This is a genomic window from Stieleria sedimenti (genome assembly GCF_025060895.1).
In the GTDB taxonomy this organism is placed as follows: domain Bacteria; phylum Planctomycetota; class Planctomycetia; order Pirellulales; family Pirellulaceae; genus Stieleria; species Stieleria sedimenti.
On the sequence record NZ_JANZKV010000035.1, the window covers coordinates 25268 to 36613 of the forward strand.

Consider the following 11346-nt stretch of genomic DNA (forward strand, 5'->3'; position numbering starts at 1 on the left):
CTTGGAACGTCATTAACCTGTGGTGGCTGATAGGGGTTCATGGCGACTGCCAGTCTATCACAGCGCCGGCTCCTCATACTCAGACCTTCTCTGTCCGCAAAGCCGGGGGAGATAGGAGCCGGGGTAGGTGCGCGATGGTGTTGCGTGGATGTTAGCGGGAAGTGTGAGCAACTGCCGCGTGGTGACGAGCGAGGGTGCATGAAGCATGCACGCGCCACTAGCTGACGCGGCGTGCTGGGGTGCATGCCAGCGGCTGGCGCGTGGTGGCGAGGGATGGGTAGATGGCAGAAGAATTGGGGACAGGAAAATGGGTGGCAAGAAAATCTCCTCGGTCCGATCCAGGCTTTCCAGGTCGCTCCTACCCTATTTTCTTGTCATCCATTTTCTTGTCTCGTTTCGCACCCTGGTCTTGTTAGGCGGATTAAAACGTCTGCCGACCGCAGAACTGTTGCGGTGGCGACCGATGCCGCGAGCTGGAGGATTGAATCATTTCGCGGAAGCCAACAGAAAAAGGACTCCGGTCCAACGACGCCAAATCCTCTTGTTTTAAGAAGTACCGAAGGAGGGACTCGAACCCTCACTCCCTTGCGGGAACTGGATTTTGAATCCAGCGCGTCTGCCAATTCCGCCACTTCGGCTTCGGTAGTGGGCCGGGACGTGGGAAATCTCGTCCGGCCGAGTAGGGAGATTATTGAACACGAATCAGGTTCGTGCAAGCGGCGGTGTTTTGTGGTTTTTTGGGGACCTTTGGCCGTTTCCCTTGCGGCAGGGGGCAAAGCCGGGAAAATGGATCTCAATCTCCCTACTTATCCCCCGCCACCAAGTGTTGCGATGTCCGGCGTTCCCAAACCGCTGCTTTCCGAAGCTGATTACTTGGCTTACTTGGCCCAAGAACGCCAGGCAGACTTCAAGAGCGAGTTTTATCGCGGTGAAGTGTTTGCAATGACTGGTGCCAGCCGACGGCACAATCTGATCGTCGGAAATGTCGTCACCGCACTCACGTGGAGCACTTTTCACTACAAGACGACGGAAACTGGTTGCTTCGCGAATGCAACGAAATCGGCGGCACCGTCGAGCTGAAGCCATTGAATTGTGAACTGCTGGTCGTAGACCTCTATCGGAAGGTCGACCTGTCGGGTGCCGAAACACTCCGCGACGGTGTCGAAACACGTGCGGCGGAAACGTGATTGGTTTTGGCGCCCTACCGGCTACCATTCATGGCCTAAATGGAGGCTCATTCGTTTTGCCCCCCTTCCTCGTTCTTATTTGGAGTGCCTCCTGATGACGATTGCAGATGAGCTGGCTCGGTTACAGGCACTGCGCGATGCCGGATCGTTGACCGAAATCGAGTTCGAAGAGGCCAAGCGAAAGGTGCTTCATGAGCAGCCGCAGCCGGCGATGTCGGGTTTCGGGGGCTCGTCGGCGCCCGGCCAGATCCTGGGCGTCAACGAAGAAACCTATTGCACGCTGATGCACCTGTCACAACTGCTGGTCGTCTCCGGGCTGGGCATCGTCGCGCCGATCGTGATGTGGGTGATCAGCAAAGACGAATCCGATCTGGCCCGCCGCCATGGCAACCGCATGATGAACTGGCTGATCAGCAGTCTGATCTACGCGTTCGTCTCCGGGCTGCTGTCCATGGTGCTGATCGGAATCCCCTTGCTGATTTTGATTCTGATCCTGGATTTCGTGTTCCCGATCATGGCCGCGGTCAAGGCAAACAACGGCGAGATCTGGTCGTACCCCGGAGCGATCCGGTTCTTTGAAGAGGATTGAATGAAGAGGCTTGGGGCGGGGAAGGCACGCGGTACCTGCTGGCCCCGATGGCACCGGCGTTGGCGGTGATCGACCGGAGGGCTCGCGGCCTTCCGCTAACACGAGAAGGTGATCGACCGGAGGGCTCGCGCCCTTCCGCTAACACGAGAAGAATTAATCAGTCGTTTGGCGCGAGCCTGCGGGCCCCGGTGTGTTTTCTTCGTGCTGCAGGCCCGTACGCTGGCGCGAAACGGCTGATCCCATGTGTGATCGGATGAAATCGACAGGTCGCTAACGCGGCGTGCTGGAATGTCAGGCTGGAAGCCTGTCTTACGGTTTAGATCCAGAGTTTCATGCGGTCGTTGAGCATGCCTGGCAACGCGCGGCGGACCATCGTTTTGACTTGCTTGTCGTGGTAACGCGTGCTCAGGTGCCCGGCGATCACCAGTTCATTCTCGAACCGATCGGCACGCTGGCGATAGTCGTCGACGTGCATGTGACCGTGCTTGTGGATTTTGTCTTTGCGGTGCTCGGGCGCGACAAACGTCAGTTCGCTGACCAAGATCTTTGCCTTGTAAAAATCAGGATTGTTGTCCAGCCCCGGCGGAGAGGTGTCGCCGGTGTAGGCGAAGACGGGAACCCGATGTTCGGTCGTGATCTCGGTGCCGGCGAGTTTCAAGTCGCGGATTTCGGGCCCGGACAACTCGGCGAATTCGGACTTCAATTTGTGACGCCGGTGATAGACGACAAAGCCGAGCGAGGTGATCGTGTGCCGCGTCGGCACCGCCGTCACCAAGTACTCGCGGCCGTGCTCGATTTCGTCCCCGGCGTTGAGCCCGACCAATTCGCAAGGCATCGCGCCACGGTCCAGTCGGCGAAAGGTTTGCAGCATGTTCCAGGCTTCGTCGACCGCCGAATCGGGCAAGTAGATCACCGGCGGATCCATTTTCATCATCCGTCGCCGAGACACATAGGATGGCAGCGACGCGATGTGATCCAGGTGGGCATGTGAGATGAACAACGTGGGCGCCCCCATGAAATCCCAAGGTTGCGCCCCGACATCGAACAGCAGCTTCAGCTCGTTGATTCTCCAGCACGTTTGCACGGCCGCGCGAGAAAAACCCTCGATCGTGAGACCATCGTGGTGGTGCGAGATCAGGGGAATGTTTTCGACCATAACGTCTGTGTTTCCAATGTGGCTCGTTGGTGCCAAACGAGTGCCCGGCTAAGACCGCCGAACTGCGATGCGTCTAGTGCTTTGCCGAAATGCGAAGCTTGTCGCCGGCTGCATCGATCTTCAAGGATGCTTGGTCGGTGATCAACCGTACAAGCTGCCAAAGGGTCTGGTCGACGACCGAGAACGAGACCCGTTTCTCCAGCTGAGGGTTCGCCGCGGGATCGAATTGGCACTGCAAACCGAGCTGCCCCACCAACGCTTGAATCAATGGCCCGGCCGGTTTGTCGACAACGTTTAGAGAAAAGGTACGTTGGTTCGTTTTCAACCGCTGCAACGCGGTTCCCGCTGCCGGGTTCACCGGGACTGGCACCAGTTCTTCATCCGGAATTGACAGCATTTGCAGGCAAAACGCCTGGTGGGCTACCGGAATGGCGAGCAATCGAATCTGGCCGCCGCTGACTTTCATTTGCAGATTCGGATCGATTTCCCGCAGCCCATCGACGACGCTGGAGGCACCGGCGAATTGATAAGCACGCGCGAAGGGGACCTCGATTGGAGCGTCCGGAAGCTCTCCCAAAAACTGTCCGGCAATCAATTGCAACGCCAGCTGCGGTGAAATGTCACGCAGCATCGTTTCCGGCCACAGGTCATGCGGAAGCGAGAGCGGCGCGATGTCGCCAGATTGCCTGCCGGCAGAGTGTCCTCGAACGAGTTGCATGGCTTCGTCGGGAGTCGTCAGGTCGGGCCATTGCAGGTCCATGGACTCGGCGTCACCGCGACGTGATCGCCGGCCCGGCACGTCATCATCGACGTCGGAATAAAGCCGATGCGAGAGCTCGGCGACCCAGGAAGCGCGACCGATCAGCACGCAGTTGTCCACGGGGTAGCAAACGCAACCAGCCGCTGCCGCAACCTTGCAAAGCGATGCGTAGCGTGTTGGCCCCAGGCCTCCGGGCGAAACTAGGCGATCTGGGTTGACCTTGCGGTCAATCCAGGTGTTGATGTGGCGATTGGGTTGAGTTTGTTGTTGGGAAACGATTGCAATGGCGAGGCGCAATGTCTGTCCATCAACGAAGCCGGTGTGTGGTTCTCGGAGCCGCTGCGCGAATTCGTCCGCTTGGCTCAGTGGTTCTGCGGCGGAGTTTGGTTTAGACAGTCCGACAAGATGCAGAACGGAGAGCGCCGTCAAGACGACAGTGCAAACCAGCGGCTGAGAACGGAAGGGGTGGGGCATCGTCTTCCTGGATGTGAGAAGCGCGGATCAGGTGAGACTTTTTTGTGTTTTTGACAAGACAGGGGCTTGATCGAGTGGTCGCCGCTGATCCGTCCGTTGGCTCGGTGTGTTGGCGAGTTGTGGAGGCTCTGATCGGCAACTAGACTCGTGGACCACCGGGGCTGGAATTCTGGCATGGATCGGTTGCCTGTGACACCTTCGTGCCTAGTATACACGCGACTTGCACCACGACTCTCCCAACTTCGACGGATGGTAAAGTGACTTCACCTCTCGTGCGGACCACCCGGCTGGCCACAGCCTATCGCCGACTTCTTTCCAGTGCGGACGCCCCGCGGTATGCGGCCGAGGTTGATGAGCATTACTCTCCGATGACCTTGGCGACGTTGCTTCGTCGCGGCGATGTCGAACTGCGTCGCGCCGCGGCGATGGCCTTGGGGCTGTTGGGCAATAGTCGATCGATCGATCCGCTCGGCCGCGCGCTCAGTGACGTCGATCGCGGTGTTCGGCTGGTAGCCGATGATTCGTTTCGGGGGCTGTTGCTGCGTGATGCTGCACCGACCCACCACCAGCAGCTGCTCAAGGTCATGCACTTGACCGACGGCGGCGAGTTTGCCGCGGCGCTGGCCCCGGCAATGATCCTGGTCGAACAGGCGCCGATGTATGCCGAGGCGCATTTTCAATTGGCCAGTTGCTGGCACGGGCTGGAGGATTACCCCAAAGCATCACAAGCATACGTCGGCTGCTTGTGGCGTTGTCGATTTCATTACACCGCCTGGCAGGGACTGGCGCGCTGTCAGATCATGTGCGGCGAATACCTTGCCGCATCGAAGTCGCTGGAACGTTGTATCGACATCGTGCCCGACTTAGAGAGCGCCCGCGTGCAGCTGCGGATGCTGCGGCGGCGGATGCGTCGCAGCGACGTCTGATTACATAGCGTCTTTTGAGACAGCGACGACGGATGAAGCCGGGTGCGATTGGGATGACCGGATGACCAGCTACAACGACCTCTTCGTGGCGATGGTCGCGTTCATCGGCGGCGTGTTGGCGTTTGCCGTCGCGATCGGCCCTTGGCAGCAACCGTACCACCTGCGATCGATCTCGCACGTCGTGGATCGATACGGCATGTCTGCGGCGCGATCGGTTTGGGTCTTGGTGGCGATCATCTCGTTGATCGCCGGCATGGCTATCGCCAATGGTGTTCGCCCGGGATACGCCACGCCGGATCGAACGCTCAGCGGCAGCACCAAGTAAAGGTGGGATAGGCTTCCAGCCTGTCGAGACACGGTCCACAAGCTGGATGCCTATCCCACCTCTTGAGCCGTTGCGTTACCGGCTGTCGATTGAGTCGATCTTCCGAGTTCAACGCGATCACGTCAGGTGCGACGCATAGACGCGTGCCGCCGCGTGGCCCCCCGCTGACGCGTGCGGGCTTTCATCGACAGGCCGTTAAACGCCCGGGTTGGATTCTTCGATCGCTTGATCCATGACTTCGATGGCCGCATCGAGGTAGCGGTCGAACGATTTTTCGAAGTGCAACATGGCGGCTTCGTCGGCAAAGAAGAACATCCGATTGTGAATCGGGTCAATCACGCCCCACTCACGTTTGCCGGGAACGATCTTCTTTTCTTCAAAGAAGCGGACGACGTCGATTTCGTTCAGCATCGGAGTAAACGGGATCGGATCGGAGAGGAACACTTCCATCGAGTCCTTGTCGGCGAACAGGTACAGTTTGCCGAGGTGGATGACGCCCAATTCCGGTTTGCCTTCGACCCATTCGCCACGATTGACAACGGAAACGGCACAGAAGCCTTGGATCGCGAGTTCGGGTTTGCTCGGCGAGTCGGTCGTCTTGGACGCGGTCGTGTCGCCGGTGGGTTGCGTCGCTGACGCGTCACCGGGAAGTGTCATGCCATTGGTTCGTGCACTTGCCAGCGATGCCTGGAGCGAACCGTTTGTGGTCACGCTGGCCGAACGCACTCGACCGGTCGAATCGCCAGGAAGCATGAATTGATTTTGACGCGACGTGCCGGTCACTGCGGACGGGGTCACTGTGGGGGCAACCGCTCCGGGGGCCACTGCGCCGGGAGCCGGGATTTGGACCGGCAGCGAATCGGGTGCCATGGCGGTCGGCGGTGTTGCCGCCGGCGGCGTCGTGGTCATCGCCACGCTGGCTGCCGGAGCCGTGGCAGTAGAGGCTGGCGGTGCGGTTTGCTCGGCGCTGGCCAGGGTCGAGCGCGCCTTGGCGTAGCTGACTTGGGCTTCGGACAGCATTGCGATGTAGCGATCGGGCTGTTGGGGGCTGACCGAGTGAGAGAGTGCCTTGCCATCGGTGGTCACGATCACGTCGGTGGGATACTTCGTGACCTTGAACATTTCGGCCAACTTGGGGTTCTTGGTCCCGTGGACTTTGACCGGCACGAAGTTTTGGTTGATCGATTGCGACACCGATGCACTGCGAAAGGCGCCCGCTTCCAAGCGATCGCAATAGATGCAATTGTCGGTGTAAAAGTGCAATAGCATCAGCTTGCCCTGCTGCTTGGCCTTGGAGTGGGCATCGCGAAGCTTGCCCTCCCAAGCGATTTGGGCTTGAGACGATTGCGCGCCGAGACTGGTGAGCGTGAAGACAACGAGATAGATCGCGGCGTTTCGCATCCTGCGTTCCTGTGTCGATCCGGGAGGAAAAACTGTTGGGGGTGAAGCGTCCGAACGAAGCACCCGGACATTGCGCCTGGTGAGTTGATCGGCAGGCGGGAACCTGTCGCTTAAGCGGAAAGTACAGAATAGGCCGACTTTGACGCCAGTTCAGCCGGCGGGGTGCGATGAAAAAAGCCAGCGGCGTCGACTCAGGACCGTCACGGCGCGTTTCCCGCTCGCCACTCGTCGGTGGCGGAGCAGGAGGCGAGCGGCCTCGATGGTCGTGTGTTCCCAGACGTAGCCCTACGCCGTGAACGACGTTTTAGCGGCAGGGCGCGAGCCCTCCGGTGTGTTGGCAAAGATTCGGAACCGGAGGGCTTGCGCCCTGCCGCTAAAACCTCTTCAAACGCAGGAAATAAATCGTTCACGGCGTGGGGCGAAGCCCGGGAACAAAGCAAAGTCTGGCTGAGAGGAACCCACCGATGGCAGCGCAGCCCCACGGACAAAGAGCAGTCTGGGATCCGCGGGTCCGGACTGCTATCGGTGGGTTTTATCCAATCGACGACCCTGGGAACCGTGGCTTGTGGGCGAAAGCTCTCGAGTGCGATCGTTTCTCGGAAGAGCCGCGAGCCGAACAGATCAGCACACCCGACAGAGGGGCATGCGATAGGCTTCGCTTGACACAGGCTGTTGCTCGGCTATATTTCCGATAGCTTTAGTCGGCGGTGTTGCTGGAATTTACGCGTCACCGCTCCACAGTTCATTGCGTCGCTCCACGACGATTCTGCGATCCGGCTTTTGAAGGCCGAAAGGTTGATTTGCCTCTCTTCCCGATGATTGGCCACCGGTCGGTTCAAGTGTGGGAGTTGAGACGGGGATTTCCCAGCATCGACGTATCCAGGTGTCGGGCGACGAAAACGGAAAGGAATTGGTAGTGTCCGCGGGATGATTCTTCTCGGGACACCGGACAACCCTAAGATCGACACAAGCCAGAGGAAACGGCATTTTGCTTGGCGGCCGGCGCCGCTCCCGCCAGCTCGGTCCAGCCCGTGATCGGGGCGCTGATTGGTCGCAACCACATCGGTGCGGTTGGGCAGCGATTCGGTCGTGTTCGTTCAAGTAAGAAAGGTCAGTTGCAGCGTCGTGTCCACCGGACAGACCCTGGAGTGATCGGTCGTGTGTTGAATTGCCAGTGCGAAACGCGTGCTGGCCAGTGAAAACAGTTTCGCCAACACAATAACGTTGGCTCACGAAGACTATTTGGTTTGACCCTGCGCGGGATGGTTTCCGCAGCTTCGCGTTTGGGTCCTTTATCGTTCCATCCTGCGGATTCTTTACATGATTGCCGGCCGACTTCCGCCTTCCGGGCGGAGGACGCTCGATGGCGCGTCGGCGCTCTCTGGATTACACATGGCGAAAAAGAAACGGTCTCCTCGTCGCGGCCCAAGTTCCAATGGACAAGCCGGAAGCGGGGGTGGTAGCAAACCGCGTTCGCGAAGACGGCGACGTGGCGGTGGCAGTGGTAACAACGGTGCCGGCGCGAGAGATCAGAACATGGATCGCGAGCCCGCGGATATTCCCAGTGACGCGCCGCTGGAAGAGTGCGAGGGGATCCTGGAGCTGCACCCCAACGGTTACGGGTTCCTCCGCAGCCGAGACAATAATTATTCGCGTGAACGCAGCGATCCGTTTGTCCCCGGAACGATGATCGAGCGATTCGGCTTGCGGCAAGGTGTCTTCATCAAAGCGATGATGCAGCAAGCCAAACGCCAGCAGGGCCCCCGGATCCGCGAAATCCTGGACGTCGACGGGATGCCGCCGGAGTCCTATCCGGACGTCAAGAGTTTTGAAACCCTGACCCCGATCAACCCCGAAGAGTGGTTGGTGTTGGAGCGTGGGCAGCGGCCGATCACCAACCGCGTGATCGATTTGCTTGCACCGCTCGGCAAGGGTCAGCGGGCATTGATCGTTGCGCCGCCTCGAAGCGGGAAAACGGTCATGCTGCAGGACATCGCCAGCGGGATCGCGGCCAATCATCCCGATTTGAAATTGATCGTGTTGCTGATCGACGAGCGGCCCGAAGAAGTGACCGACATGCGTCGTAACGTCGTCGGTGGCGAAGTCGTCGCGAGCAGCTTGGACATGGACGTCGAAAGTCATGTCCGACTGAGCCAATTGGTGATCGATCGTGCCCGGCGACTGGCCGAAATGGGGCAAGACGTTTTCTTGATGCTCGATTCGATCACGCGACTTGCCCGTGCGTTCAACAAGTGGGTCGGACGCAGCGGCCGAGGCGGGGCGACGATGAGCGGCGGTCTGGACATCAAGGCGATGGACATCCCGAAGAAACTGTTCGCCACTGCACGGGCGTTCCAAGAAGGCGGCTCGCTGACGATCGTCGGCACCTGTCTGGTGGACACCAACAGTCGTATGGACGAGGCGATTTTCCAAGAGTTCAAGGGAACCGGGAACATGGAATTGGTGCTCGATCGCCGCTTGGCAGACCGCCGCGTCTGGCCGTCGATCGACATCAGCCAGTCGGGAACGCGTCGTGAAGAATTGCTGCACGACGAAGAAACCTACGAAGCAGTGACGATGTTGCGTCGGACGCTTTCCAGCATGCACCCCTGTGACGCAATGGAGCAACTGACCAAACAACTCGGTCGATTCGAAAGTAACGACGAGTTCATCAAGCTGATCAGCGGCGCCAAAACGTCGCTGTAGGGTGATTGGTTTCAGGTTTCAGGTTTCAAGTTCGGAGTACCCCAACTTGGAACGTGGAACTTGAAACGCTAGACTGGATTTGTGCCGGAGGATAAGCGAATTGGTGAGCGGCCTCACTGGAACTGAGGTACCCCGTAAGGGGCTGCGGGTTCGAGTCCCGTGTCCTCCGCTCGTTTGGGCCCGTGATTTACGGGCTTTCTGAATCTTCGTCCTCATCGGACGGAATCAGCGAATCCAGCATGTCACCCAAAGTGGCACCCTGGACGCGCCACAAAGCGTCGCCAGTGCGGTCAGCATTGAGACCTACGTAATACTTGAGGGTGGTTTCAATCGACTGATGCCGCAGCATCACTTTCGGAGCCGATCAAGCTCCACAGGTCTTACCAATGGGCTTACGCAGTGGCGCTCTGCAAGGCGGTCTCAGCTAGCTGCCTTCCTCTCCCCGACTCATCGATGATGATCCGCGGACGCGTCCCGGTTCTGTGCGCGGTGCACGCCTTCCATGACCGCTAATAAAACCGCGATGCGATGTTGATCAGGTTGTAGAATGCCCCACTGACGTTGAAGTGGGAAACCTTGACGCGTCACTTTTGATGCAGTGCACCAGTCGCTGCTGAATTCAGGGCGATCCAAAAAGGTCCCGCCGACCGCCGAATCAACCCTTGCCCCTGACGCAACATGACCGAGAGTCTTTCTGACGACGGGAACCCGAAACACAACCCCTTTCATCCGCCGGTTGCGATGGAAACGGGCCGGCAGCGACGATCGCTGGTGTACCTGTTTGCTTGTTTGCTGTGGTGCGGCCTGGCGATCAAGATCATGGTTCTCCGTCCGGCCATGCGTTCGATTTTCGAGGACTTCGAAGTTCAATTGCCGGTGTTGACCCGTTGGCTGCTGCATTCGGGCTTCAGCGCTCTGCTCCTCTTCATCGCCATCGGGCTCGTCTGCGTTCCACTGTTCTTGGGTGCAGGTGAAACGCGTCGTCGGATCGGCTGGTACGCGATCGCCCTGGCGCTGGTCGTGTTCGTCCTGCTGGTGATCGGCTTCGGGCTGCCGCTTTTCAGTCTGATGCAAGCACTGTCTTGACGTCTCCAGTGCTCCGTCCAAATCTAAATGAACGGTTGCGTTGGTCGAGCCATCGCAGCAGTTCGTGCAGTCGCGCCGACTGGTCTTCCGAGATTTTGCCTTCGTTGCATAGGCCAAGCACGGCGCCTTGGGCGAAGGCGTGTCCGGAGAGCGCGCGTTTGAGCTGGCTGATCGCGAGCGCTCGATCGATTCGACCTTCAAATCTCCCATGAGTCGCTTGTGCTAGACCGCCGAGCAAATCCATTGCCCCGCGACAGGCGATCGAGGGGAATGAACCGGGCGAAGCATTGTCCGCCGGCAAATCCATGAACTGCATCAGCAGCGTTTCCGCCTTGATCACCGTTGGGTGTTTCTCGTCACCAGCAGTGACTTCGTCGTCGGGTTCGATTGCGTCAAAGAGATCATCGATGGGACCATCTTCGCAGCGCGTTGCCAAACCTTCTTTCTGCATCGCCAGATCGAACGCGTCGCCGTCGGACATCCCCAAAGCCATCGCTTCCTCGATCCAGCGGGCCATCCGCTCGCTGCGCAGGTCGTTCTTCCTCCTCAGCCGATCCATTTCGTCGACTTCGTCTTCCAGACTCTGCTCCATCCATTCGGGGACATCCGTTGGAGGATCCGGTTTCAGCCCGCCGACCATTTTCTGATGAACCAGCGTCGCGATCCGCTGCACGCGTGATGCGACAATGTTCGGGTCCTCGGCCGCCTCTTTGCTGAGCCCGGAGCGACGGTCTTA

10 protein-coding genes and 2 tRNA genes are annotated in these 11346 nt (G+C 59.1%); 7 read left to right on the forward strand and 5 right to left on the reverse strand.

The window, feature by feature from the left end:
• Window positions 1-554: 554 nt before the first annotated feature.
• Window positions 555-638: transfer RNA gene (locus NZK35_RS05130), tRNA-Leu, on the reverse strand.
• A 193-nt stretch (window positions 639-831) separates the two neighbouring features.
• On the opposite strand from NZK35_RS05130, the gene NZK35_RS05135 reads away from it, so the two are divergent.
• The gene (locus NZK35_RS05135) at window positions 832-1080 is read left to right on the forward strand and encodes a Uma2 family endonuclease (RefSeq protein WP_259631523.1); all 249 of its coding nucleotides are present in this window, start codon (window positions 832-834) and stop codon (window positions 1078-1080) included.
• Window positions 1081-1281: 201 nt separating this feature from the next.
• On the forward strand, window positions 1282-1776 hold the full coding sequence (locus tag NZK35_RS05140) for a DUF4870 domain-containing protein (protein WP_259631524.1): 495 nt from the start codon (window positions 1282-1284) through the stop codon (window positions 1774-1776).
• A gap of 316 nt (window positions 1777-2092) precedes the next feature.
• Here the strand turns inward: NZK35_RS05140 and NZK35_RS05145 are convergent, their stop codons facing one another.
• Together NZK35_RS05145 and NZK35_RS05150 are read right to left on the reverse strand one after the other, a co-directional pair.
• Window positions 2093-2932, reverse strand: coding sequence for an MBL fold metallo-hydrolase (locus NZK35_RS05145; protein WP_259631525.1), 840 nt, complete (start codon window positions 2930-2932; stop codon window positions 2093-2095).
• Window positions 2933-3005: 73 nt separating this feature from the next.
• Entirely contained in the window at window positions 3006-4166 is a 1161-nt protein-coding gene (locus NZK35_RS05150) for a hypothetical protein (RefSeq protein ID WP_259631526.1), read from the reverse strand.
• A 257-nt stretch (window positions 4167-4423) separates the two neighbouring features.
• Here NZK35_RS05150 and NZK35_RS05155 point away from each other — a divergent pair, with 257 nt between their 5' ends.
• Both NZK35_RS05155 and NZK35_RS05160 read left to right on the forward strand, forming a co-directional pair.
• Window positions 4424-5092, forward strand: coding sequence for a HEAT repeat domain-containing protein (locus tag NZK35_RS05155; RefSeq protein WP_259631527.1), 669 nt, complete (start codon window positions 4424-4426; stop codon window positions 5090-5092).
• Window positions 5093-5153: 61 nt separating this feature from the next.
• Window positions 5154-5417: a hypothetical protein gene (locus NZK35_RS05160; protein ID WP_259631528.1), complete on the forward strand. Its 264-nt coding sequence runs from the start codon at window positions 5154-5156 to the stop codon at window positions 5415-5417.
• 195 nt (window positions 5418-5612) lie between these two features.
• Here the strand turns inward: NZK35_RS05160 and NZK35_RS05165 are convergent, their stop codons facing one another.
• Window positions 5613-6818 carry a DUF255 domain-containing protein gene (locus tag NZK35_RS05165; protein ID WP_259631529.1) on the reverse strand — a complete coding sequence of 402 codons (1206 nt, stop codon included), beginning with the start codon at window positions 6816-6818 and terminating at the stop codon, window positions 5613-5615.
• Between the two features lie 1392 nt (window positions 6819-8210).
• Between NZK35_RS05165 and rho the strand changes: the two genes are divergently transcribed.
• The 3 genes from rho (at window position 8211) to NZK35_RS05180 (ending at window position 10610) form a co-directional block, all read left to right on the forward strand.
• A complete protein-coding gene (rho, locus tag NZK35_RS05170; protein WP_259631530.1) occupies window positions 8211-9524 on the forward strand; it encodes a transcription termination factor Rho in 1314 nt (437 codons plus the stop codon).
• A gap of 86 nt (window positions 9525-9610) precedes the next feature.
• Window positions 9611-9693 (forward strand) — tRNA-Ser (locus tag NZK35_RS05175).
• Between the two features lie 602 nt (window positions 9694-10295).
• On the forward strand, window positions 10296-10610 hold the full coding sequence (locus NZK35_RS05180; RefSeq protein ID WP_259631531.1) for a hypothetical protein: 315 nt from the start codon (window positions 10296-10298) through the stop codon (window positions 10608-10610).
• Here the strand turns inward: NZK35_RS05180 and NZK35_RS05185 are convergent.
• Entirely contained in the window at window positions 10585-11283 is a 699-nt protein-coding gene (locus tag NZK35_RS05185; RefSeq protein WP_259631532.1) for a hypothetical protein, read from the reverse strand. The two genes, NZK35_RS05180 and NZK35_RS05185, sit on opposite strands and share 26 nt — an antisense overlap.
• Window positions 11284-11346: the final 63 nt, after the last annotated feature.